The sequence below is a fragment of the Streptomyces sp. NPDC058864 genome (assembly GCF_042742985.1).
In the GTDB taxonomy this organism is placed as follows: Bacteria; Actinomycetota; Actinomycetes; order Streptomycetales; family Streptomycetaceae; genus Actinacidiphila.
The window spans coordinates 14,657-36,736 of record NZ_JBHYMQ010000017.1 but is presented as its reverse complement, the minus strand read 5'-3'; the positions used below and the strand labels follow the sequence as shown (position 1 = coordinate 36,736).

26 protein-coding genes are annotated in these 22,080 nt (G+C 72.7%); 21 read left to right on the top strand and 5 right to left on the bottom strand.

The genetic code is table 11. The annotated features are described in order from the left end of the window. The first annotated feature begins 27 nt into the window (after positions 1-27). From ACFW3D_RS15855 to ACFW3D_RS15775, 17 genes are all read left to right on the top strand, one after another. Entirely contained in the window at positions 28-1,113 is a 1,086-nt protein-coding gene (locus ACFW3D_RS15855; protein ID WP_326579194.1) for an NADH-quinone oxidoreductase subunit B family protein, read from the top strand. Between the two features lie 66 nt (positions 1,114-1,179). After that, a complete protein-coding gene (locus tag ACFW3D_RS15850; protein ID WP_500504713.1) occupies positions 1,180-2,964 on the top strand; it encodes a nickel-dependent hydrogenase large subunit in 1,785 nt (594 codons plus the stop codon). Then, on the top strand, positions 2,961-3,482 hold the full coding sequence (locus ACFW3D_RS15845; protein ID WP_500504712.1) for a NifU-related iron-sulfur-binding protein: 522 nt from the start codon (positions 2,961-2,963) through the stop codon (positions 3,480-3,482). Before ACFW3D_RS15850 ends, ACFW3D_RS15845 begins: the two co-directional genes overlap by 4 nt. After that, positions 3,479-4,129: a DUF5947 family protein gene (locus tag ACFW3D_RS15840; protein WP_500504711.1), complete on the top strand. Its 651-nt coding sequence runs from the start codon at positions 3,479-3,481 to the stop codon at positions 4,127-4,129. The genes ACFW3D_RS15845 and ACFW3D_RS15840 overlap by 4 nt, the downstream gene beginning before the upstream one ends. Beyond that, positions 4,126-4,773, top strand: coding sequence for a DUF6084 family protein (locus tag ACFW3D_RS15835; RefSeq protein WP_500504710.1), 648 nt, complete (start codon positions 4,126-4,128; stop codon positions 4,771-4,773). The genes ACFW3D_RS15840 and ACFW3D_RS15835 overlap by 4 nt, the downstream gene beginning before the upstream one ends. Further along, a complete protein-coding gene (locus ACFW3D_RS15830) occupies positions 4,770-6,134 on the top strand; it encodes a hypothetical protein (protein WP_500504709.1) in 1,365 nt (454 codons plus the stop codon). Before ACFW3D_RS15835 ends, ACFW3D_RS15830 begins: the two co-directional genes overlap by 4 nt. Beyond that, on the top strand, positions 6,131-6,649 hold the full coding sequence (locus ACFW3D_RS15825) for a hydrogenase maturation protease (RefSeq protein WP_500504708.1): 519 nt from the start codon (positions 6,131-6,133) through the stop codon (positions 6,647-6,649). Before ACFW3D_RS15830 ends, ACFW3D_RS15825 begins: the two co-directional genes overlap by 4 nt. A 52-nt stretch (positions 6,650-6,701) precedes the next feature. Next, on the top strand, positions 6,702-6,806 hold the full coding sequence (locus ACFW3D_RS15820) for a DUF6893 family small protein (protein ID WP_499609831.1): 105 nt from the start codon (positions 6,702-6,704) through the stop codon (positions 6,804-6,806). A 163-nt stretch (positions 6,807-6,969) separates the two neighbouring features. Continuing rightward, the gene (locus ACFW3D_RS15815; protein ID WP_500504707.1) at positions 6,970-7,368 is read left to right on the top strand and encodes a hydrogenase maturation nickel metallochaperone HypA/HybF; all 399 of its coding nucleotides are present in this window, start codon (positions 6,970-6,972) and stop codon (positions 7,366-7,368) included. A gap of 5 nt (positions 7,369-7,373) precedes the next feature. Continuing rightward, on the top strand, positions 7,374-8,177 hold the full coding sequence (gene hypB / locus ACFW3D_RS15810) for a hydrogenase nickel incorporation protein HypB (RefSeq protein WP_500504706.1): 804 nt from the start codon (positions 7,374-7,376) through the stop codon (positions 8,175-8,177). Continuing rightward, entirely contained in the window at positions 8,177-10,546 is a 2,370-nt protein-coding gene (gene hypF, locus ACFW3D_RS15805) for a carbamoyltransferase HypF (RefSeq protein ID WP_500504705.1), read from the top strand. Before hypB ends, hypF begins: the two co-directional genes overlap by 1 nt. Beyond that, complete coding sequence (locus ACFW3D_RS15800) at positions 10,546-10,842, top strand: HypC/HybG/HupF family hydrogenase formation chaperone (RefSeq protein ID WP_500504704.1); 297 nt, start codon at positions 10,546-10,548, stop codon at positions 10,840-10,842. The genes hypF and ACFW3D_RS15800 overlap by 1 nt, the downstream gene beginning before the upstream one ends. Continuing rightward, a complete protein-coding gene (hypD, locus tag ACFW3D_RS15795; protein ID WP_500504703.1) occupies positions 10,839-11,963 on the top strand; it encodes a hydrogenase formation protein HypD in 1,125 nt (374 codons plus the stop codon). The genes ACFW3D_RS15800 and hypD overlap by 4 nt, the downstream gene beginning before the upstream one ends. A 79-nt stretch (positions 11,964-12,042) precedes the next feature. Beyond that, positions 12,043-13,032 (top strand): hydrogenase expression/formation protein HypE, encoded by a 990-nt coding sequence (hypE, locus tag ACFW3D_RS15790; RefSeq protein WP_500504830.1) that lies wholly within the window; start codon positions 12,043-12,045, stop codon positions 13,030-13,032. Between the two features lie 99 nt (positions 13,033-13,131). After that, positions 13,132-13,503: a low affinity iron permease family protein gene (locus tag ACFW3D_RS15785; RefSeq protein ID WP_500504702.1), complete on the top strand. Its 372-nt coding sequence runs from the start codon at positions 13,132-13,134 to the stop codon at positions 13,501-13,503. A 278-nt stretch (positions 13,504-13,781) separates the two neighbouring features. Continuing rightward, positions 13,782-14,231, top strand: a complete 450-nt coding sequence (locus ACFW3D_RS15780; RefSeq protein WP_500504701.1) for a sortase — start codon at positions 13,782-13,784, stop codon at positions 14,229-14,231. A gap of 300 nt (positions 14,232-14,531) precedes the next feature. Further along, positions 14,532-14,993 carry a DUF5709 domain-containing protein gene (locus ACFW3D_RS15775; protein WP_500504700.1) on the top strand — a complete coding sequence of 154 codons (462 nt, stop codon included), beginning with the start codon at positions 14,532-14,534 and terminating at the stop codon, positions 14,991-14,993. A 37-nt stretch (positions 14,994-15,030) separates the two neighbouring features. Here ACFW3D_RS15775 and ACFW3D_RS15770 read toward each other — a convergent pair whose 3' ends face one another. Next, positions 15,031-16,605 carry an MFS transporter gene (locus ACFW3D_RS15770; RefSeq protein ID WP_500504699.1) on the bottom strand — a complete coding sequence of 525 codons (1,575 nt, stop codon included), beginning with the start codon at positions 16,603-16,605 and terminating at the stop codon, positions 15,031-15,033. A gap of 151 nt (positions 16,606-16,756) precedes the next feature. Here ACFW3D_RS15770 and ACFW3D_RS15765 point away from each other — a divergent pair, with 151 nt between their 5' ends. From ACFW3D_RS15765 to ACFW3D_RS15755, 3 genes are all read left to right on the top strand, one after another. Next, positions 16,757-16,891 carry a hypothetical protein gene (locus ACFW3D_RS15765; protein ID WP_500504698.1) on the top strand — a complete coding sequence of 45 codons (135 nt, stop codon included), beginning with the start codon at positions 16,757-16,759 and terminating at the stop codon, positions 16,889-16,891. 19 nt (positions 16,892-16,910) lie between these two features. After that, positions 16,911-17,081, top strand: coding sequence for a hypothetical protein (locus ACFW3D_RS15760; RefSeq protein ID WP_500504697.1), 171 nt, complete (start codon positions 16,911-16,913; stop codon positions 17,079-17,081). Between the two features lie 62 nt (positions 17,082-17,143). Further along, positions 17,144-18,169 carry an MsnO8 family LLM class oxidoreductase gene (locus ACFW3D_RS15755; protein ID WP_500504829.1) on the top strand — a complete coding sequence of 342 codons (1,026 nt, stop codon included), beginning with the start codon at positions 17,144-17,146 and terminating at the stop codon, positions 18,167-18,169. A gap of 152 nt (positions 18,170-18,321) precedes the next feature. Here the strand turns inward: ACFW3D_RS15755 and ACFW3D_RS15750 are convergent, their stop codons facing one another. After that, positions 18,322-18,519, bottom strand: coding sequence for a hypothetical protein (locus ACFW3D_RS15750; protein ID WP_500504696.1), 198 nt, complete (start codon positions 18,517-18,519; stop codon positions 18,322-18,324). Between the two features lie 141 nt (positions 18,520-18,660). On the opposite strand from ACFW3D_RS15750, the gene ACFW3D_RS15745 reads away from it, so the two are divergent. Beyond that, a complete protein-coding gene (locus ACFW3D_RS15745) occupies positions 18,661-19,803 on the top strand; it encodes a glutathione-independent formaldehyde dehydrogenase (RefSeq protein ID WP_018560801.1) in 1,143 nt (380 codons plus the stop codon). A 730-nt stretch (positions 19,804-20,533) separates the two neighbouring features. On the opposite strand, the gene ACFW3D_RS15740 is transcribed toward ACFW3D_RS15745, so the two are convergent. From ACFW3D_RS15740 to ACFW3D_RS15730, 3 genes are all read right to left on the bottom strand, one after another. After that, on the bottom strand, positions 20,534-20,773 hold the full coding sequence (locus tag ACFW3D_RS15740; RefSeq protein WP_499509601.1) for a hypothetical protein: 240 nt from the start codon (positions 20,771-20,773) through the stop codon (positions 20,534-20,536). A gap of 109 nt (positions 20,774-20,882) precedes the next feature. Beyond that, positions 20,883-21,122 (bottom strand): DUF397 domain-containing protein, encoded by a 240-nt coding sequence (locus ACFW3D_RS15735; RefSeq protein WP_500504695.1) that lies wholly within the window; start codon positions 21,120-21,122, stop codon positions 20,883-20,885. 5 nt (positions 21,123-21,127) lie between these two features. Beyond that, positions 21,128-21,991: a Sco1979 family transcriptional regulator gene (locus tag ACFW3D_RS15730; RefSeq protein WP_500504694.1), complete on the bottom strand. Its 864-nt coding sequence runs from the start codon at positions 21,989-21,991 to the stop codon at positions 21,128-21,130. Positions 21,992-22,080: the final 89 nt, after the last annotated feature.

Sequence of the window (22,080 nt, the reverse complement as noted above, 5' to 3'; positions counted from 1 at the left end):
TTTGTCGCTCGATGAGGAGGCATCCCGATGGATGCGACAGCTTCGACCCAGAACGACGCCGCGCGGACCCCGGCAGCCGGGGACGAGCAAGCCCCGATCCACATTCTCTGGATCAACGCGGGGCTGAGTTGCGACGGCGACTCGGTGTCGCTGACCGCCGCGACGTTGCCCAGCATCGAGGAGATCGTCCTGGGCGGCCTTCCCGGCCTCCCCAAGATCCAGGTGCACTGGCCGCTGATCGACTTCGAGTGCGGTCCGGTCGGGGGCGCCGACACCTTCATCGAGTGGTTCTTCAAGGCCGAACGCGGCGAGATCGAGCCGTTCGTCCTGGTCGTCGAGGGGTCCATCCCCAATGAGGCGATCAAGGCGGAGGGCTACTGGTGCGGCTTCGGCGACAACCCCGAGACGGGGCAGCCGATCACCACCAGCGAGTGGATCGACCGTCTCGCGCCCAAGGCCCTGGCCGTGGTCGCCATCGGCACGTGTGCCACCTACGGCGGCATCCACGCCATGGAGGGCAACCCGACCGGCGCCATGGGCGTGCCGGACTACCTGGGCTGGGAGTGGAAGTCGAAGGCGGGCATCCCGATCGTCTGCGTGCCCGGTTGCCCGATCCAGCCCGACAACTTCGCCGAGACGCTGACGTACCTGCTCTACCAGGCCGCCGGCTCCGCGCCGATGATCCCGCTGGACGACAAGCTGCGCCCGGCGTGGCTGTTCGGCGCGACCGTGCACGAGGGCTGCGACCGGGCGGGCTACTACGAGCAGGGCCAGTTCGCCGACCGCTACGACTCGCCGCAGTGCCTGGTGAAGATCGGCTGCTGGGGCCCGGTCGTCAAGTGCAACGTCCCCAAGCGCGGCTGGATGGACGGCATCGGCGGCTGTCCCAACGTCGGCGGCATCTGCATCGCCTGCACCATGCCCGGCTTCCCGGACATGTTCATGCCGTTCATGGACGAACCGCCCGGTGCGCGGCTGTCGAGCACCGCCAGCGGCGCGTACGGCGCGGCGATCCGGCGGCTGCGCTCCATCACGGCCAGGACCGTGGACAAGGAGCCCAAGTGGCGCCACACCGGCCGGAAGCTCACCACCGGCTACAAGGCGCCCTGGTGAGCCGACGGCACCGCCCGGGCCACTGACCACCCACCTCCCCCGCTTGACGAAGGGCACGCAGACACCATGGCTCCGAAGACGAAGACGGCCGGAGACGGCAGTGGCCTGATGGAGATGTCCTGGGATCCGATCACCCGGATCGTGGGCAGCCTCGGCATCCACACGAAGATCGACTTCAAGCAGAAGCGCGTCGCGGAGTGCTACAGCACCTCGTCGGTCTTCCGCGGCTACAGCGTCTTCATGCGGGGCAAGGACCCCCGCGACGCGCACTTCATCACCAGCCGGATCTGCGGCATCTGCGGCGACAACCACGCCACCTGCTCGGTCTACACGCAGAACATGGCGTACGGGGTGAAGCCGCCGCACCTCGGCGAGTGGATCATCAACCTCGGCGAGTCCGCCGAGTACATGTTCGACCACAACATCTTCCAGGAGAACCTGGTCGGGGTCGACTACTGCGAGAAGATGGTCCGCGAGACCAACCCGGGCGTCATGGAGCAGGCCGACCGCACCGAGGCGCCGCACGCCGCCGAGCACGGCTACCGCACCATCGGCGACATCATGCGCTCGCTCAACCCGCTCGAGGGCGAGTTCTACCGCGAGGCGCTGCAGGTCAGCCGCTACACCCGCGAGATGTTCTGCCTGATGGAGGGCCGGCACGTCCACCCCTCCACGCTCTACGCGGGTGGCGTCGGCACCATCGCGTCGGTGCAGCTGTTCACCGACTACCTCACCCGGCTGATGCGCTACGTGGAGTTCATGAAGCGCGTCGTGCCCCTCCACGACGACCTCTTCGACTTCTTCTACGAGGCCATGCCCGGCTACGAGGAGGTCGGTCGCCGCCGCATCATGCTCGGCTGCTGGGGCGCCCTCAACGACCCGGACCACTGCGACTTCACGTACGCCAACATGACCGACTGGGGACGGAAGATGTTCGTCTCCCCCGGCATCGTGGTGGACGGGAAGCTGGTCACCAACGACCTGACGCAGATCAACCTGGGCATCCGCATCCTGCTGGGCAGCTCCTACTACCAGGACTGGGAGGGCCAGCAGCAGTTCGTCACCCACGACCCGCTCGGCAACCCGGTCGACCCGCGGCACCCGTGGAACCAGCACACCATCCCCGCGCCGCAGAAGCGCGACTTCGACGACAAGTACAGCTGGGTGATGTCCCCGCGCTGGTTCGACGGCAAGGACCACCTGGCGCTGGACACCGGCGGCGGCCCGCTCGCCCGGCTGTGGTCCACCGCCCTCAACGGCCTGGTCGACATGGGGTATGTGAAGGCCACCGGGCACAGCGTGGTGATCAACCTGCCCAAGACGCTCACCAAGCCGGAGACCACCTTCGAGTGGAAGATCCCGCAGTGGAGCAACGCCCTGGAGCGCAACCGGGCCCGCACCTACTTCCAGGCCTACTCCGCCGCCTGCGCCCTGTACTTCTGCGAGAAGGCGCTGGACGAGGTCCGCGCCGGCCGCACCCAGACCTGGGAGAAGTTCGAGGTCCCGGACGAGAGCATCGGCGTGGGCTTCACCGAGGCCGTGCGCGGTGTGCTCTCGCACCACATGGTCATCCGCGACGGCAAGATCGCCAACTACCACCCGTACCCGCCGACCCCGTGGAACGCCAGCGTGCGCGACACCTACGGCACCCCCGGCCCGTACGAGGACGCGGTGCAGAACACCCCGATCTTCGAGGAGAACTCCCCGGAGAACTTCAAGGGCATCGACATCATGCGGGCCGTGCGCAGCTTCGACCCGTGTCTGCCGTGCGGCGTCCACATGTACGTCGGCGGCGGGCGCACCGTGGAGAAGCTCCACGTCCCCACCGGTCTGAGCGGTATGGCCGGATGAGCGCGGAGCAGACGGCGCGGCGCGTCGAGGAGATCCTCGACGCGTTCGCGGCCTCCGGCGACGGCGAGACGGCACGTGCCGCCGAGGAACTGGTGCGCACCCTCATGGAGTTCTACGGCGCGGGCCTGGCCCGCGCGGTCACGCTGCTGAAGAACGGCTCGACCGAGCCGCTCGCCGTGCTGATGGCCGACGAGATGGTGGCGGGACTGCTGACCCTCCACGACCTGCACCCCGAGGACACCCTCACCCGGGTCGGCCGGGCCGTGGAAGCGGCACGCGCCGGGGCGACGGTGGGCATCGAGCACTTCGACCCCGAGACCGGCACGCTGCGGCTGAGCGCCCGCGAGGACGGCGGCTGCGGATGCCCGAGCACCATGGACGCCACCCGGGAGCGCATCGAGGCGGCACTGTCCTGCTTCGCCCCGGAGGTGTCGGTGGTCGAGATGCCGCGCTCCGGTCCGGCCGCGGGCGAACCCGCGCTGCTGCAGATCGGCAACCGTCCGCCGGGGGCGCCGTGAGCCGGCGCACCACCGGGGCCGGACTGCGGCGTTTCGTGGCACCCAGGCAGCCCGCGCCCGAGCGCTGCGAGCTGTGCGGGGTGGAACTGACCGGCCCCCACCGGCATCTGGTCGACGCCGGCAAGCGTGCGCTGGCCTGCGCCTGCGTGCCCTGCGCGCTGCTCCTCGAACGGCCCGGTGCGGGCGGCGGCCGCTTCGCCGCCGTGCCCGACCGGGTGCTGAGCGACCCGGGATCGGTGCCCGACGCGGCCTCCTGGCAGCAACTGCGCATCCCGGTCTCGGTCGCCTTCTTCTTCCACAACTCGGTGCTCGACCGGCCCGTGGTGCTGTACCCGAGCCCGGCGGGCGCCACCGAGAGCGAGGTCGACCCCGGCACCTGGCGGTCCGTGTTCGGCGACTCGCCGCTGGCCGGCGCCCTGCGGCCGGACGTCGAAGCGCTGCTGGTCCGCCGGGACGGCGCCGCGGGCGACGGCGGCGAGTGCTTCCTGCTCCCGGTCGACCGGGCCTACGAGCTGGTGGGCCGGCTGCGGCTGAACTGGCAGGGGTTCGACGGCGGTTCCGGCGCCCGAGCCGAACTGACCGCCTTCTTCGACGACGTACGACAGCGGGCCGCACCGGCGGCGCCGCGGGAGGGGTTGCGGACGTGACCGAGCTGGACTTCGGCTGCACGGGCGTACGGGCCGATCGGTACGCCGCAGGACCGACGCTGGTCTTCCGGCTGCGGATCACCGCCCCGGGCGGGGAGCGGGTGCACGCCCTGGCGCTGCGCTGCCAGTTGCGCATCGAACCGGCGCGGCGGACCTACGGCGACGCCGAGGCGCGGGGCCTGGGCGACCTGTTCGGCGAGCGCGAGCGGTGGGGCAGCACGCTGCAGCCGCTGCAGTTCGCGCAGGTGCCGCTGATGGTGCCCGGCTTCACCGGCGAGACCGAGGTGGACCTGCCCGTGCCGTGCACCTACGACATGGACATCGCCTCGACGAAGTACTTCGAGGCCCTGGAGGACGGCGAGGCGCCGCTGCTGCTGCTCTTCTCCGGCACCGCCTTCGTCGGACCCGCGGGTTTCCAGGTGCAGCCGGTGCCCTGGGACAAGGAGGCCGCGTGCCGCATGCCGGTGACGGTGTGGCGCGAGGCGATCGACGCCCACTTCCCGGGGTGCGGCTGGATCCGGCTGCCGCGTACGGCACTGGAGTCGCTGCGGTCCTTCCGCAGCGCGCACGCCCTGCCCTCGTGGGAGGCGACCGTCGAGGCCCTGCTCGCCGGCACCGCCGCCCCGGCGGGAGGTGCGCGGTGACGGCCGCCGCGGAACGCTTCGCGACCGCCCGCCAGGCCGCCGACGCCGTCCTGTTCGAGGGCTACGTGCTCTACCCGTACCGGGCGTCCTCGGCGAAGAACCGGATGCGCTGGCAGTTCGGGGTGCTGGTGCCCCCGGTGTGGGCGGCCGCGTCCGGTGAACCCGTCCTGCAGCGCACCCAGATCCTCATGGAGCCACGCGCCGACGCCGCGCTCCACGCGGAGCTGCGCTTCCTGCACGCCCAGCGGCGCACGGTGGAACGGATCCTGATCGACGGCGAGTTCGAGCCCACCGACGAACTCCAGCTGCCGGACCGGGTACTGGTCCCCTGGGACGAGGGCGTGGAGGAGCGCGTCGAGGTGTCCGTGGACGTCGCGGCACTGACCGCCGAGGACAACGTCCTGCCGTTCACCGTTCCCGCGACGGAGGAGAGCGAGATCGTCACGGGCCCGGACGGTGCCACGGTGGGGCGCGTCGTGCGCCGCCGGGCGCGCCTCGAGGGCGTCCTGCGGATCTCGGCGGAGGAACTGCCCGGCCCGTACCGGGTGCTGCGGCTGACCGCGGTCGCGGAGAATACCGGGTCCGCCCTGGCCTCCAACCGCGAGGAGGCGCTGCCGCACGCGCTGGTCTCGGCCCATCTGATGCTCGGACTGACCGCCGGCTACTTCGTGTCGATGACCGACCCGCCGGAGTGGGCGAAGGCCGCCGTGACCGAGTGCCGCAACGAGAACACCTGGCCGGTGCTGGCGGGCGACCACGCCGCGGCGAACGTGGTGCTCTCCTCCCCCATCATCCTGGAGGACCATCCGCGGATCGCCCCGGAGAGCCCGGGCGCGCTCTACGACGCCACCGAGATCGACGAGATCCTGGCACTGCGCACCGCAGCCCTCACCGACGAGGAGAAGAGGCAGGCCCGCGGCACGGACGAGCGGGCCGCCGCGGTGATCGACCTGGCCGAATCCATGCCGCCGGAGGTGATGGAGCGTCTGCACGGCGCGGTGCGCGCGCTGCGCGAGGTCACCGGGCCGCAGTCCGGGCCCGCCGCCGTCCCCGAGACCCCCTGGTGGGACCCGGGCGCCGACGCCTCCGTCGACCCGGTCCGGGACCGCGTCATGGTCGGCGGCACCTGGGTGGCCGCCGGCAGCCGGGTGGTGCTGCGCCCGGGACTGCGGCGCACCGACGCGCAGGACCTGTTCCTCCACGGGCGCAGCGCCCAGGTGGAGGCGGTGCTGCACGACGTGGACGGCGGGGTGCACCTCGCGGTCACCGTGGACGGCGACCCCGGCGCGGAGATCCGCCGCGAGCAGGGCCGCTTCCTCTACTTCCAGCCCGACGAACTCGCTCCCCTGGAGGACGCGTGAGCACGGGGGGCGTGCTGGTCGCGGGCATCGGCAACATCTTCCTGGGCGACGACGGCTTCGGCGTCGAGGTGGTGCGCCGGCTGTCCGGGCACCCGCTGCCCGACGGCGTCCACGTCACCGACACCGGCGTCCGGGGCGTGCACCTGGCGTACCAGCTCCTCGACGGGTACCGCAGCGTGGTCCTCGTCGACGCGGTCGCGCGCGGCGGCTCCCCCGGCACGCTGCACCTGATCGAGGCGCCGCCGCCCGGCACCGACGGGCCCGGCGAGTCCCTCGTCGACGGGCACCGGATGACCCCGGACACCGTGCTGGCGCTGCTCGACACCCTCAGCGCCGGGACGGGTGCCCCCAAGCCCTCCCGGGTCCTGGTGGTCGGCTGCGAGCCGGCCTGCCTGGAGGAGGGCATCGGTCTGAGCGCTCCCGTCGCCGCCGCCGTGGACGAGGCCGTACGCCTGGTGCTGCGCGTCGTCGGCGAGGAGTCCGGCCGGCCCACCGACCCGCACGCGGTGGCCTGACCGGTCCGCCGCGACCCCCTGCGCAGCGACGAGCAGAAAGGAGCACCCCGCCATGTGGAAGATCGCCCTGAGCGCGGTGGGCGCGGCCGTGGCCGCGCTCGCCATGTCCCGCGTCCTGCCGGACGTGAAGCGCTACCTGCACATCCGGTCCATGTGAGGCCGAACGGGTAGGCCGTGGCCGGCCCGGCGGCGTGGCGGGCCGGCTGCCCCGGGGGCCGGGCCTTCAATGGAGCCGCGTGAGCCGCCGGCACCGCCCACCGGCCCACCGGCCCACCGGCAGCCGGGGCCCGGCCGGCACCCGCACACCGGAGAAGAGACCGATGCACGAGATGTCCATCGCAGTGGCGGTGGTGGAGCAGGTCGAGGAGGCCGCCGCCCGGCTCGCGGACGGCACAGGGGCGGCGCCCTCCGCGGACTCCGTCCACCTGGAGGTCGGCGAACTCGCCGGTGTCGTGGCGGACGCCCTCGCCTTCAGCTTCGACCTCGCCTGCGCCGGCACCGTACTGGAGGGCGCGGCCCTCACCACCGAGACCGTCCCCGGCCGGGCCCGCTGCGCGCGCTGCGCGCGGGACTGGCCCACCGGCATGCCCCCAAGGCTGACCTGTCCCGGCTGCGAGGGCGCGGCGACGGAACTGCTGTCGGGCCGTGAACTGCGGATCACCGAGGTGCGGTGGGCCGAGCAGCACCGGCCGGCCGCCCCACTCACCGAGGAGCGCTGAGAGCCATGTGCAAAGTGACCGATCTGCGGCAGTCCGTGCTCGCCAGGAACGACCGCGGCGCACAGGACCTGCGGGAGGAACTCGCCGCGCGCGGGACCGTCATGGTGAACCTGCTGTCGAGCCCGGGCAGCGGCAAGACGGCGCTGCTGGAGTCTGAACTGGGGCTGGCCCGGCTGCGCGGGGTGCCGGTGGCGGCGCTCACCGCCGACCTCGCCACCGAGAACGACGCGACCCGGCTGGCCCGCTCCGGTGCCCCGGTGCGGCAGGTCCTCACCGACGGGCTGTGCCACCTGGAGTCGTCCATGGTGCGGTCGCACGTCGACGCCTGGCTGCCGGAGGGCACGCACCTGCTGTTCGTGGAGAACGTCGGCAACCTCGTCTGCCCCGCGTCGTACGACCTGGGCGAGTCGCTGCGCGTGGTGCTCGCCTCGGTCACCGAGGGCGAGGACAAGCCGCTGAAGTACCCGACGGCCTTCGGGCTGGCGCACCTGGTGCTCGTGACGAAGTACGACATCGCCGAGGCGGTCGGCTTCGACGAGGCGGCCTTCCTCGCGGCCGTGGCCCAGGTCAACCCGGGCGTGGAGGTGGTCCGTACCTCCTCGCGGGACGGCGGCGGCGCGGGCGTGCTGCTGGAGCGGGCACTGGCCGTGCACGCGGGGGCCGCGGTGCACCGTCCGGTGATGGCCCGCACCGCCGTGCAGCACGGCCACACGCACGGGCACGAACACGGGCAGGAACACGAGCACGGGCATGCGCGCCCGCACGAGGACGCCGCCGGGCACACCCACTCCGTGGGCCGCGCGCACTGATGCCGGGTCAGCCGGGGCCCGCGGCCCGGACCGCGCAGCGCCGCCGGGTGCTGGTCCGGGGGGTCGTGCAGGGGGTCGGCTTCCGGCCGTTCGTGTTCGGCCTCGCCCGTGAGCTGGGGCTCGCGGGCCACGTCGGCAACACCGGTGACGGGGTGGTCGCCGAGGTGGAGGGCGCCCCGGGCGCGGTCGCGGCCTTCTGCGACCGGATCGGCCCCGAGGCGCCGCCGCTGGCGGTGGTGGAGTCGGTGTCCCACCGCACCGTCCCCCTCGCGGGCGGCACGGACTTCACGATCAGCCCCTCCCGCCCCGGCGGTGCGGCCTCCCGCACCCTGGTCTCCCCCGACACCGCCACCTGTGAGGCGTGCCTGGCCGAGCTGTGCGACCCGGCGGACCGCCGCCACCGGCACCCGTTCATCACCTGCACGCACTGCGGGCCGCGCTTCACGATCGTCACCGGTCTGCCGTACGACCGTCCCAACACCACGATGTCCCGCTTCCCGATGTGCCCGAAGTGCCGGGCCGAGTACGAGGATCCGGCCGACCGCCGCTTCCACGCCCAGCCCGTCTCCTGCCACGACTGCGGTCCCCGGCTGCGCCTGGTCCTGCCCGGCGCGGACCGCGCGGCGCGGGACGGCGAGCCGATCGCGTCGGCACGGCGGTTGCTGGCGGCGGGGGCGGTCGTCGCGGTGAAGGGCCTGGGCGGCTACCACCTGGCCTGCGACGCGGGCAACGAGGAGAGCGTACGGCTGCTGAGGACCCGCAAGGACCGCGGCGACAAGCCCTTCGCCCTGATGGCGCGGGACCTCGCGGACGTCGGGCGGCTGGCCCATCTCGGCCCGGAGGAACGGGAGTTGCTGACCGGCTCACGCCGGCCGATCGTCCTGCTGCGGCGGCGCGCCGCGGTGCGCGGCGTGGCTGAGGCCGTGGCGCCGCGGGTGGCCGACCTCGGGGTGATGCTGCCGTACACACCGGTCCACCATCTGCTGCTCGGTCTGCCGGGCGACCCGCCCGGCCCCCGGCTGCTGGTGATGACCAGCGGCAACCTGGGCGGGGAGCCCATCGTCACCGACGACTGCCAGGCGCTGGAGCGGCTGGCGGGACTGGCCGACGCCTGGCTGACGCACGACCGGCCCATCCATGTGCCGTGCGACGACTCGGTGGTGCGGATCTGCGACGGCGAGGAACTGCCCGTGCGGCGTTCGCGCGGCTACGCGCCGTTCCCGGTGCCGCTTCCCGTGCCGGTGGCGCCGGCGCTCGCCGTGGGCGGCGACCTGAAGAACACCTTCTGCGTGGGCGAGGGCCGGCACGCCTGGCTGTCGGCCCACGTGGGCGACATGGACGACCTGGCGACGCTGACCGCCTTCACCGACGCCGAACGGCAGTTGGAGGGGATCACCGGGGTCAGGCCGGTGCTGCTGGCCGCGGACCGGCATCCCGGCTACCGCTCGGTGGGCTGGGCGCGGCGCTCCGCGGGCGACCGGCCGCTGCGGCAGGTGCAGCACCATCATGCGCACGTCGCGGCGGCGATGGCCGAGGCCGGGCTGGACGGCACGAGCCGGGTGATCGGGGTCGCCTTCGACGGCACCGGCCACGGCGACGACGGCGCCGTGTGGGGCGGAGAGTTCCTGCTCGCCGACTACGAAGGCTTCCGGCGGACGGCGCACCTGGGTTACGTGCCGCTGCCCGGTGGGGACGCGGCCGTGCGCCGCCCCTACCGGATGGCGCTCGCGCACCTGCGCGCGGCCGGTCTCCCCTGGGCGCCCGGCCTGCCCAGCACGGACGCCTGCCCGGCGGACGAACGTGCCGTACTGGCCGTCCAGTTGGAACGCGGGCTGCACTGCGTCCCGACCTCCAGCATGGGCCGGCTCTTCGACGCCGTCGCCTCTCTGGCGGGGGTGTGCCACCGGGCGGGGTACGAGGCGCAGGCCGCCGTCGAGCTGGAGGCCGCGGCCGCGTCGGCGGGCGACCTGTCCGCCGAGGGCTACGCCTTCGCGCTGCGTGAGGGCGCAGGCGCCGGCGGGGCGACGGCCTGCGACCCGGGCCCGGTGCTGGCGGCCGTCGTGGCCGACCTGGAAGCGGGCGTGCCCGCCGGGGTGATCGCCGGACGCTTCCACCGGGCCGTCGCCGACCTCGTCCGGCGGGTGTGCGCCGCCGTACGGGAGAGCGACGGCACCACGACGGTGGCGCTCAGTGGCGGCGTCTTCGCCAACGCGCTGCTGTCCTCCGCGTGCGCGCGGGACCTGCGCGAGGACGGGTTCACGGTGCTGCGCCACCGGCTCGTGCCGCCCAACGACGGAGGCCTGGCGCTCGGCCAGTTGGTCGTCGCCGCACGCGGCATCCCCCACCATCCACAGCGAGGAGACAGCTGATGTGCCTGGCGGTACCCGGCAAGGTGCTGGAGATCGAGGAGCGTGACGGCACCAAGATGGCGACCGTCGACTTCGGCGGCGTGGTGAAGGACGTGTGCCTGGAGTACCTGCCCGACCTGCAGGTCGGCGAGTACGCCATCGTCCACGTCGGCTTCGCGCTGCAACGGCTCGACGAGGAGTCGGCGCGGCAGACCCTCGCCCTCTTCGGGAACCTCGGGCTGCTGGAGGAGGAGTTCGGCGACCCCTGGCAGCAGGCGGCCGCCGACGCGGGAACGACGGCGGAGGCGGAGCGGTGAAGTACATCGACGAGTTCCAGGACCCGGAACTGGCCAGGAGACTGCTGGACGACATCCACGCGACGGTGACCAGGCCCTGGGCGCTGATGGAGGTGTGCGGCGGCCAGACCCACACCATCATCCGGCACGGCATCGACCAGCTCCTGCCGAAGGAGGTGGAACTCATCCACGGCCCGGGCTGCCCGGTCTGCGTGACCCCGCTGGAGGTCATCGACAAGGCGCTGGAGATCGCCTCCCGCCCGGGTGTGATCTTCTGCTCCTTCGGCGACATGCTGCGCGTCCCCGGCACCGGGCGCGACCTCTTCGGCGTCCGCGGCGAGGGCGGTGACGTACGCGTCGTCTACTCCCCGCTGGACGCGCTGCGGATCGCCCGGGAGAACCCGGACCGCGAGGTCGTCTTCTTCGGCATCGGCTTCGAGACCACCGCCCCGCCCAACGCGATGACGGTGTACCAGGCGCGGAGGCTCGGCATCGCCAACTTCAGCCTGCTGGTGTCCCACGTCCGGGTCCCCCCGGCGATCGAGGCGATCATGCGCTCCTCGGACTGCCGTGTGCAGGGGTTCCTGGCGGCCGGCCACGTGTGCAGCGTGATGGGGACGCAGGAGTACCCGGAGCTGGCGGACGGCTTCGGCGTGCCGATCGTCGTCACCGGCTTTGAACCGCTGGACATCCTGGAGGGCGTGCGCCGCGCGGTGCGCCAGCTGGAGCGCGGCGAGTACCGGGTGGAGAACGCCTATCCGCGCGCCGTCCGCCCCGAGGGGAACCCGGCGGCCAAGTCGATGCTCGCGGACGTCTTCGAGGTGACCGACCGCGCCTGGCGCGGGATCGGCGTCATCCCCGACAGCGGCTGGCGGCTGTCGGAGCGCTACCGGGACTACGACGCCGAGCACCGGTTCTCCGTCACCGGCATCACCACGCAGGAGCCGGCGGCCTGCCGCAGCGGCGAGGTGCTGCAGGGCCTGATCAAGCCGCACGAGTGCGAGGCGTTCGGCGGCGTCTGCACGCCACGCACGCCGCTGGGCGCCACGATGGTCTCCAGCGAGGGGGCCTGCGCCGCGTACTACCTCTACCGCCGGCTCGGCGGGACAAGCGCACCCCTGGAGGCGAGCCCCGTTGGCTGACATCGCAGAGACCCTCGCCGCCCCGGACTTCTCCGGCTGGACCTGTCCGGCGCCGCTGCGCGACCAGCCGCGGGTGGTGATGGGCCACGGGGGCGGGGGCGCACTGTCCGCGGAGCTCGTGCGGCACGTCTTCGCCCCGGCCTTCGGCGGCGAGGTGCTGTCCGGGCTCGCCGATTCCGCCGCCGTGACGCTCGGCGGAGCCCGGCTGGCGTTCTCCACCGACTCGTACGTGGTGCGGCCGCTGTTCTTCCCCGGCGGCAGCATCGGCGACCTGGCCGTCAACGGCACCGTCAACGACCTCGCGATGAGCGGGGCCAGGGCCGCCTACCTCTCCTGCGGCTTCATCCTGGAGGAGGGCGTGGAGATGCCGCTGGTGGCGCGGGTCGCCGAGGCACTGGGCGCGGCCGCGCGCACCGCGGGGGTGGAGGTCGTCACCGGCGACACCAAGGTCGTCGAGGCCGGCCACGGGGACGGGCTGTACGTGAACACCGCGGGCATCGGGCTGATCCCGGACGGTGTCGACATCCGTCCGCAGCGCGCCGCGCCGGGCGACGTGGTCATCGTCAGCGGGGAGATCGGGGCGCACGGCGTCGCCGTGCTGAGCGTGCGCGAGGGCCTGGAGTTCGGGGTCGAGATCGAGAGCGACACGGCGGCGCTGGGAGGGCTCGTCGAGGCGGTGCTTCGCGTCACGACGGACGTGCACGTGCTGCGCGACCCCACGCGCGGCGGTCTGGCGGCCGCCCTCAACGAGATCGCGGCGGCCTCGGGTGTCGGTGTGGTCCTGCAGGAGCGGGCGGTGCCCGTGCCCCCCGCGGTGGCCAACGCCTGCGCGGTACTGGGCCTGGACCCGATGTACGTGGCCAACGAGGGCAGGCTCGTCGCCTTCGTGCCCCGCGCGGTGGCCGACGAGGTGCTGGCCGCGATGCGCGCGCATCCGCTGGGCGCCGGCGCGGCCGTCGTCGGCGAGTGCGTGGCCGACCACGCGGGCATGGTCGTCGCCCGTACGGGCCTGGGCGGGACGCGGGTGGTGGACCTGCCGCTGGGCGAGCAACTGCCGCGCATCTGCTGACCGCACCGGGCTACGGCCGGTCCGCCGCCGCGGACCGGCCGGGTGCCGTGTGCGCGCCGCACCGGCACATCGTCGACGAACACCCACCGGGAGGACGGTGTGACGTTCCGGCATCCCGCCGAACGGACCGAGGACGAGGCCGGACGGGGCCGGTTCGAGCGGCTCGCCGAGACGGCGTCCAACTTCACGGCATCGCCGCTCTTCTACGCTGTCTGCCTGCTCCTGGTGGCCGGCTTCCTCCTCGTCCACGCCCTCGGGCTGCCCTTGAACTGGCAGTTGTTCGCGGCGGACCTGATGACGGCGGTCACCCTGCTGCTGCTCGCCCTCCTCAAGAACGCCGAACGGCGCGCCGAGCACGCCGTCCAGCGCAAACTCGACGCGATCGCCGCCGCGCTGCTGGAGCAGGGCGGCGGCTCGCACGAGGCACGGGACGCGCTGCGCGAAGTGATCGGCCTCCACAAGGATGCATGACCGCCCCATTTTCTGACGATTCGTCAATGTCGTTTTTGCATAGGAGATCTGTCGCTCCGTCACCTGTTTGCGGGTACGTCCGGGCACAGATCGCGGGACGGCCGCGCACACCTCCTGACCTGCGGTGACATACCGGTCGCGAGGCCGCGCGCGGGCGCGATCGGTGCCGTGCGGGGCGCCTTCGGGTGGCAGGCCCCTCGGCGCGCTGCTTTGCTCCGCGTGGAGCGGACCGCCTGGGACCGCTCCTCCATCCGCCCGTTTCACCTGGAGGCTGCCTCATGCCTGCAACACGCGTTCTTGGCGGCGTCGCCATGGCCGCGGCCGTCATCGGTCTCACCGTTCCCACTGCCTCTGCCAATGACATCTCCGATGCCTGGGTCACCCCCTACTACGCCGTCCCCGGAATGCGGCTGACCGTCACGACCACGGCCTGCGGCCGCGACGCCAACTACTCCAAGGGCCAGTCCGAAGCCGGCGGCCAGGTCAACCTGCTGCCCCTGGGCAGGAGCGGCCTGCTGGCGGGCACCTTCCGGGTGCCGAAGCACACCCGGCCCGGCTGGTACACCGTGACGCTGCGGTGCCCGCCGCGCATTCAGACCACGGCGTCGTTCCGCGTGGTCCGGGGGCACGTGCACGGGTTCTCCGGCCTGGACCGAGGCTTCTCCGGCCTGGACCGCGGCTTCTCCGGCCTGGGCCGCGGGTTCCCGGGCCTGGACTGCGACGACTGAGGTCCCGTCGGCGGGCGCTCCACCGGACGCCCCCCCCCGAGCCCGGATCCTCGGATCGCCGCCCCGGCCGCCGCCGTGAAGCACGACGGTGGCGCGACCGGGGCGGCGGGGCACGGAACCCAGGGCGGAGGTCCGGTGAGGAACGCTCCCGCACCGGCCCCTTCCACGTCCCGCACCGGCCCTTTTTCACGCTTCCGGGTGGCGATCGGCGTCCGGACGGAAGAGTGTGGAGGGAAGAGGGGGCGCGCGGCCCGCGAGGCGGCGCCGAAGCGGTGGCGGCGCGTGAGCGAGGAGACGGACATGCGAGAGAACGAGATGGGTGACGAGGTCTACCAGCCGGACGGGTCAGAGGTGCAGGACGACGCCGGGCTGCTGGAGCCCGAGGACACCCTGGACTACCACGGTGTCGACCAGATACTCGACGAGGGCTACTCCCCGCCGGAGCGGCCCTGGGCGGTGAACAAGCCCGCCACCACCGCGGCGGGCCGGCTGCAGGGCGAGACGCTCGACGAACGCCTGGCCGAGGAGCTCCCGGACCTCCCCGTCCCCGACGGCGACGGCATCGGGGACGCGTGGGACACCGACGGGGAGCTGATCGACGGCGAGGTCGGCGCGCTGCGCGCCGGACGGCTGGTCGCGCCCGACGAGGGGGCGCACTACGACACCGACGGCATGGTCGCCCAGGACATCGGCATCGACGGGGCGGCCGCCTCCGCCGAGGAGGCCGCGATGCATCTCGTACCGGAGTCCGAGGAGTACTGACCCCGGTCGAGCCGGTCGGCACGCTGGGGCAGGCGGGTCACACGGCCTGAGGGCCGTCCTTGCGCATGTCGGGCCCGCCGCCGGTCGCCGTCCCGGGCGCGGGCCGCACCGCGCACTGCAGGGGCGGGCCGCCGATGGCGCAGTAGTGCTTGCACGGCGGGGCCGGTTTGACCGGCTCCTCTGGGGTCTCGCGCAGCACGTCGGAGCGGATGCCGAACCAGGCCAGCAGCGAGCCCACCACCAGCATCCCGGCGCAGATCACGACGGCCACGCGGAAGCCCTGGCCGAAGGCGGCCGGGTCCTCGTAGTCGTCGCCGGAGAGCCCGGCCATGAGCGGCAGGGCCGCCACCGCGAGCAGGCCCGCCGCCCGTGCCACGGCGTTGTTCACGCCGGACGCGGTGCCCGCGAGCCGTACGTCGGCCGCGCCGAGGACGGTGGCGGTGAGGGGGGCGACGGTGGTCGCCAGGCCGAGGGCGAAGACGCACACCGCGGGCAGGACGTCGGCGACGTAGGACGCGTCGGCGCCGATCCGCAGCATCAGCAGCAGGCCGACGGCGGAGATCGCCGGGCCCACGGTCATGGGGATGCGCGGCCCGATGCGCTCGGCGAGCCGGCCCGCGCGCTCGGACAGCGCCAGCATGATGACCGTGATGGGCAGCAGCGCCGTCCCGGAGGCCAGGGGGGAGTACCCGGCCTCGGTCTGCAGCTCCAGCACCAGGAAGAAGAACAGGCCGCCGAGTGCCGCGTAGACCGCGAAGGTGACCAGGTTGGCGGCGGTGAACTGGCGGTTCGCGAAGAGGCGCGGCGGGAGCATCGGATGCGGGCTGCGCCGCTCGGTCAGCACGAACCCGGCGAACGCTGCGACGCCGATCACGCCGGAAACGCTGACGGCGGTGATGTCCGGGTGGCTTCCCCCCGCGGCGATCAGGGCGTAGGTGACCCCGGCGAGGCCGACCGCGCCGAGCACGGCACCGGCGACGTCGAAGCCTCCGGTGACGCTCTCGCCGCGGCTCTCCGGGACGTGCCGGGCGGCGACCGCGACCACCAGGGCCGCCAGCGGGAGGTTGATGAAGAACACCCAGCGCCAGCTGACGGCGTCGACCAGCCAGCCGCCGAGCAGCGGTCCCAGCGCTCCCGCGATGCCGCCCAGGCCCGACCACACGCCGATCGCGCGGGCCCGGTCCTGGGCGGCGAAGGACGCCTGGATCAGGGCCAGCGAGCCGGGGGTGAGCAGGGCTCCGCCGACGCCTTGCAGGGCGCGGGCGCCGATCAGCACCTCGATGGTGGGCGCGATGCCGCACAGCAGCGAGGCCAGGGCGAACCACACCGTGCCGATCATGAAGAGCTTGCGCCGCCCGAAGCGGTCGCCGAGCGAGCCGCCGAGCAGGATGAGCGCTGCGAGGGTGAGGGTGTAGGCGTTGATCGTCCACTGGAGGCCGGCGAGGGTGGCGCCGAGGTCCTTGCCGATCGTCGGGAGTGCGACGTTGACGACGGTGCCGTCGAGGAGCGTCATGCCCGATCCCAGGACGACCGCCGCGAGGACCCACCGCCCGCTCGCCCCGCCCAGCGTGAGCGTCCCGGCCCGGCCCGTCGCGCCCGCGGCTTCCGTCATCGCAGCCTCCGCCATCCCCCGCCGTGCCCGCGGGTCCTCACCGAAATCTACTCCGGGGGCCCGGGTACCGCGTGGCGGTGGGGTGCGTCCGCGCGCTGGCTCGGGCCCGGTTGACGATCATCGCGTACCGGGGGGGCCATGCGCACCGCCGGTGCGGATCCGCGGCCCGCTGGGCATCGCCGACGCGCCGAACCGGCGGTTCGGCGCGGTGCTCATGGTTCGGGCGACGTACGAGGTGGGACTGCCGTTCGGGCTGCCCAGCCCGTATCCGCACCTGAGGCAGTGATCACGTGGTGCCGGGGAGCATGGCGGCGAGCCCGGACCTCGCGGTGGGGATGATCGTCAAGATCATGGTCGCGGGAGCCGGCGTGCCGCTGGTCGCGGGCGCTTTCGCCCCGCAGGCGTACGACGTGACCGAGGGGCGCACCCACAGGAGCGGTGTGCTGATCGTGACGTACGCCCGCCGGGCGGACTGAGCGGCCTCCGCGGCACCGCGGCGCGGGAATCCCGTGCCGCGGTGGGTGTTGGAACAGGGGTGATCGCACCGCAGCTGCCCCCGATTCCGTTCTCGGTCCTCGACCGCTCCCCCGTTCGCAAGGGCGCGGAGCCCGCGCAGGCGCTGCGGGACACCGTGTGGCTGGCGGGGCACGCCGAGGAGCTGGGCTACCACCGCTTCTGGGTGTCGGAGCACCACGGGGTGCCGGGCGTGGCGGGTTCCGCGCCGACGGTGCTGGCGGCGGCGGTGGCCGCCGCCACGTCGCGGATCAGGGTCGGCACGGGCGGGGTCATGCTGCCCAACCACCGGCCGCTGGTGGTGGCGGAGCAGTTCGGGGTGCTGGAGTCGCTGTTCCCCGGGCGGATCGACATGGGGCTGGGGCGCTCGGTGGGCTTCACCGACGGGGTGCGCCGGGCGCTGGGACGCGACGCCCGCGCCGCGGGCGACTTCGAGGAACTGCTGACCGAACTGCTCGGCTACTTCACCGGCACGGCGGGCCCGGGCGCGGTGCACCCGCGGCCGCCGGAGGGGATGCGCGTCCCGGCGTTCGTACTGGCGACGGGGGCGGGCGCGGCCACGGCGGCGGCCTTCGGTCTGCCCCTGGTGATCGCGGCGGTGCGGGGCGAGCAGCGCATGCGCGAGGCGATCGCGGAGTACCGCGCCGCGTTCCGGCCGTCGGCGTGGGCGCCACGGTCGTACGTCGTGGTCTCGACCACCGTGTCGGTCGCGGAGACCACGGAGGCCGCACGGCGGCTGCTGACGTCGGAGGCGTGGTCGCTGGCGCATTCGCGTACGCAGGGCGAGTTCCTGCCGCTGGCGCCGCCCGAGGAGGTGGCGGCGAGTCAGATGACGGCGCGCGAGCGCGAGGTGTTCGAGGGGACGCTGTCGAACGGCGTGCACGGCACCGAGGACGAGGTGACGGCCGCGTTGTCCGGTCTGGTCGCCCGCACCGGGGCGGACGAGGTCCTGGTCACCACGGCCGGCTACGACCGGTCGGCGCTGCTGGACTCGCACCGCCGCCTGGCACGGCTCGCGGGACTGGGCACGGGGGCCGTAGCGGCCGGCTGAGCCGCGGTGGCCGCGCGCGCCGTCCCGTCGGGCGGCCAAGTCCTCGACTCCGCCGCTGCGGGCGGGCCGTGAGCCGCGAGGACGGCGGACCCGGGGGATCCGCGGGGACGTTGACGGTCATAGCCCGGCAAGTCACCGGACCGCTACGGGTGTCAGAGTGCGGGGCCCTCGTACACGTCGTCGTTGCGGCCCTCGGCGAACTCCCACCACGACAGCGGCAGCCAGTCACCGTCCACGAAGGCGTCCACGGAAGAGCCCAGCCCGCTGATGGCCACGCGCGTGCCGACCGGGTACAGCGTGCCGGACAGGCCGGGCACGGGGACGAGCAGCGTTCCTGAGCGCTGGGCCATTTTTCCCGCCTTTCTCCGCGGTCAACCGCAAATCGACATATTTACCTGAAGAGTAGCTGGGTTGTCTCGCACTGCCCAAGGGGGCAGCATGAGAAATAGGTCACGTAAGCCACGAATCAGACACCAATCGGAGGTGTCCACGTGAAGGCCGTCGTCTACAAAGGACCGTTCGAAGTAGCCGTCGAGGAAGTCGACAATCCACGCCTGCAGCACCCCAACGACGTGGTCGTCAGGGTGACCTCCACCGCGATCTGCGGCTCCGACCTGCACATGTACGAAGGCCGGACCGCCGCGGAGCCCGGCATCGTCTTCGGCCACGAGAACCTGGGGATCATCGACCAGGTCGGCGAGGGGGTCACCACCCTCAAGCAGGGCGACCGCGTGGTCATGCCCTTCAACGTCGCCTGCGGATTCTGCAAGAACTGCTCGGCGGGTTTCACCGGCTACTGCCTCACGGTCAATCCGGGATTCGCCGGAGGCGCTTACGGCTATGTGGCCATGGGCCCCTGGCCGGGCGGTCAGGCGGAATACGTGCGCGTACCGTACGCGGACTTCAACTGTCTGAAACTGCCCGAGGGCACCGCCAACGAGTCCGACTTCGTGCTCCTGGCCGACATCTTCCCGACCGGCTACCACGGCTGCGAGCTGGCCCAGGTATCCCCCGGTGAGAGCGTCTCGGTGTACGGCGGCGGCCCGGTCGGGCTGATGGCCGCGTACTCGGCGATGCTGCGCGGGGCGGCCAAGGTGTTCGTCGTGGACCGGGTGCCGGAGCGGCTGCAGAAGGCCGAGGAGATCGGCGCGATCCCCATCGACTTCACCAAGGGAAGTCCGGTGGACCAGATCAAGGAGCACATGAAGGGCGAGGGGACCGACAAGGGCGTCGACGCGGTCGGCTACCAGGCCCAGGCGGGCGGCGCGGGCCGCGAGGAGCCCGCGGCGGTGCTCAACTCCCTGATCGACACCGTGCGCCCGACCGGGGCGCTCGGCATCCCCGGCCTGTACGTGCCGTCCGACCCGGGCGGCCCGGACGAGCAGGCCAAGAGCGGCCGGCTGCTGGTCGCCATCGGCCGGCTCTTCGAGAAGGGCCTGCGGCTGGGTACCGGGCAGTGCAACGTCAAGCGCTACAACCGGCAGCTGCGGGACATGATCATCGAGGGCCGCGCCCGCCCGAGCTTCGTGGTCTCCCACGAGCTGCCCCTGGCGGACGCGCCGTCGGCGTACGAGAAGTTCGACAAGCGGATCGAGGGCTACACCAAGGTCGTCCTCCACCCCGGTCAGGGCTGATCCGCCACTCCTCCAGCCCTCCGGCCATCGGCCGGGGGGCTGCGGGTTGCGGGTTGCGGGTTGCGGAGGAGGAAACGGGTGGTGCCGGTGGGTGGGTCGGCTGTCCCGCCGTCTCGCTTCCTTCGGTCGCAAAGATGCGGGCTGCGGAGGGGAGGGTGGCGGGCGTCGGGCCGTCGCCGCTGTGCGGGTCGGTTCGTGGCCGGGGTTCAGGCGCCGGAGCGGGGTCCCCCTCCGGTGGTGTCTGCCTCGTCGCCGTCCGCGGGTATGGACGGCTGGTTGCCACGCCCACCGTCTGTGGGTGGCGCGCCCGCCGTAACCGGCGTCCGCGGGTGCTTCCCCGGCAGGCCATGGGTTCGGCAGGTCGATTTCCGAGACCGGGCTCTGTTTCGCCGACATAGTCGGCGAAAGCGAGCCCGGTCTCCCGCAGACCCCTCGACAGCACCTCGAAGCAGCCGCAGACGCAGGTCACGGCAGGCGCGCCCACCACCGGCAGTAGGCGTGGAAGCGGCCATCCATACCCGCGGACGGCAACGAGACCCCCGCCACCGGAAAGACCACCTGCTCCGACGCCTGAACCCCCGCCGACCACGCACCCGCACACTGCTGAAGAGGGTCGCCCCCACCCTCCCTCCGCAGCCCGCGTCTTTGCGACCGGAGGGAGCGAGACGGCGGGACAGCCGACCCACCGACCCACTCGCATCACCGGACTCAGCCGCCCCGCGCCGAGCGGCTAGCAGCTCTCCGGGCCCTGGGCGTCGTACGGGCCGGAGGGGCTGACCTCCTCCAGGGTGTAGGTGTACAGGTCGAACTCCACCAGCCCGTCCGCGTGCGTGGTGACCCGCGGCGGACGGGTACCGGGATACCGGGAGGCGATGACGTCGGCGACCCTGTGGGCGGTCGCCGCGTCGGCCGCGGCGATGCGCACATAGGCCACGCCCGGTTCGTACAGCGGTCCGAGTTGTCCGGTCATGCTGCTCCCCTTGTCCCGTCCGTCCGGCGGATTACCGCTGGAGACAGCCCGTCGGTCGTCGCGGTTGCCCGCGCGGGCCGTGTTCACTCGAAAATGTCGATCCCGGGGCTCAGGACAGCAGGAAGTCGGCCTTCCCGTCCTTGGCACCCTCGATGAACATCCTGATCTCGTGGTCCGTGTAGATGAGGGCCGGCCCGTCGGGGTCGGTGGACTGCCGCAGCGCGATTCTGCCGTCGGCCAGCTTCATGGCTTCCACGCAACTTCCCCCGTTGCCGCCGCTCCACGGCTTGTGCCAGCCCTCGGTGCCGAGGTCGAGGGCGCGCATGCCGTTGTATATGCGGTCGTCCATGTGTGTCAGATCTCCTTGCGGATGCCATCGAGGATGGCTGCGGTGCTGTGTGCAGGCGCGGCTTGCGCGCACATCCGGTCGAGGGCCTCGAGGAAGGCCGAGACGTCGTCCACGTCGTCCAGGTAGGCGGCGCCCACCAGGCTCTCGGTGAACACGACGTCCGGCAGCTCTCGGATCTGGAACCGGAAGATGTGGAACGGCCCGTACATCGCCGGGTGCGGCCCGGCGTCGAAGGGCATGATCTGCAGTCTCACCTGCGGCAGCTCGCACGCCTGGGCCAGCCGGTCCAGCTGGGCGCGCATGACGTCGGGGCTGCCGATGGGGCGGCGCAGCACGGTCTCGTCCATCACCACCCACAGCAGCGGGGCGTCCGGCCGCGCGATCAGCGACTGGCGTTCCCGGCGGAGGGCGACCAGGCGCTCGAGTTCCTCCGTGGCGGCCCCCGGGCGGCCTGCCCTCAGCACGGCGCGGGCGTAGTCCTCGGTCTGCAGCAGTCCGGGGACGTAGTGCGGTTCGTAGGCGCGGATGATGGCCGCCTCGCCCTCGAGGCTGACGAAGGCGCTGAACCAGGACGGCAGCACGTCGCGGTAACGGTGCCACCAGCCGGGGCGGTTGCCCTGCCGGGCGAGGTCGATGAAGGTCGCCGCCTCGGCGGCGTCGACGCCGTACAGCGCGAGCAGCTTCTCCACGTACGGGATGCGCAGGCCGACCTCGGCCTTCTCCATCCGGCGCACGGTGGCATGGGTGACGTCCAGCTCGCGCGCGGCCTCCTCGTAGGAGTACCCCGCCTTCTCCCGCAGGTCGTGGAGGCGCTTGCCGAGGATCACGCGGAGGACGGTCGGCGCCCCGCTCGCCCTCGTCTCAGCCACGCTGCAACTCCCGCATGGCAGAAGTGTGCCATGTCACGAATGGAACCCACACCCTGATACTGGCGATTGTGCAATTTGCAGAATGACCC

Coding starts and splice junctions, on each gene's coding strand:
- ACFW3D_RS15855 (WP_326579194.1), top strand. CDS start 28: ATGGATGCGACAGCTTCGACCCAGAACGACGCCGCGCGGACCCCGGCA.
- ACFW3D_RS15850 (WP_500504713.1), top strand. CDS start 1,180: ATGGCTCCGAAGACGAAGACGGCCGGAGACGGCAGTGGCCTGATGGAG.
- ACFW3D_RS15845 (WP_500504712.1), top strand. CDS start 2,961: ATGAGCGCGGAGCAGACGGCGCGGCGCGTCGAGGAGATCCTCGACGCG.
- ACFW3D_RS15820 (WP_499609831.1), top strand. CDS start 6,702: ATGTGGAAGATCGCCCTGAGCGCGGTGGGCGCGGCCGTGGCCGCGCTC.
- ACFW3D_RS15815 (WP_500504707.1), top strand. CDS start 6,970: ATGCACGAGATGTCCATCGCAGTGGCGGTGGTGGAGCAGGTCGAGGAG.
- hypB (WP_500504706.1), top strand. CDS start 7,374: ATGTGCAAAGTGACCGATCTGCGGCAGTCCGTGCTCGCCAGGAACGAC.
- hypF (WP_500504705.1), top strand. CDS start 8,177: ATGCCGGGTCAGCCGGGGCCCGCGGCCCGGACCGCGCAGCGCCGCCGG.
- ACFW3D_RS15800 (WP_500504704.1), top strand. CDS start 10,546: ATGTGCCTGGCGGTACCCGGCAAGGTGCTGGAGATCGAGGAGCGTGAC.
- hypE (WP_500504830.1), top strand. CDS start 12,043: ATGGGCCACGGGGGCGGGGGCGCACTGTCCGCGGAGCTCGTGCGGCAC.
- ACFW3D_RS15780 (WP_500504701.1), top strand. CDS start 13,782: ATGCCTGCAACACGCGTTCTTGGCGGCGTCGCCATGGCCGCGGCCGTC.
- ACFW3D_RS15775 (WP_500504700.1), top strand. CDS start 14,532: ATGCGAGAGAACGAGATGGGTGACGAGGTCTACCAGCCGGACGGGTCA.
- ACFW3D_RS15770 (WP_500504699.1), bottom strand. CDS start 16,605: ATGACGGAAGCCGCGGGCGCGACGGGCCGGGCCGGGACGCTCACGCTG.
- ACFW3D_RS15760 (WP_500504697.1), top strand. CDS start 16,911: ATGGCGGCGAGCCCGGACCTCGCGGTGGGGATGATCGTCAAGATCATG.
- ACFW3D_RS15750 (WP_500504696.1), bottom strand. CDS start 18,519: ATGGCCCAGCGCTCAGGAACGCTGCTCGTCCCCGTGCCCGGCCTGTCC.
- ACFW3D_RS15740 (WP_499509601.1), bottom strand. CDS start 20,773: ATGACCGGACAACTCGGACCGCTGTACGAACCGGGCGTGGCCTATGTG.
- ACFW3D_RS15735 (WP_500504695.1), bottom strand. CDS start 21,122: ATGGACGACCGCATATACAACGGCATGCGCGCCCTCGACCTCGGCACC.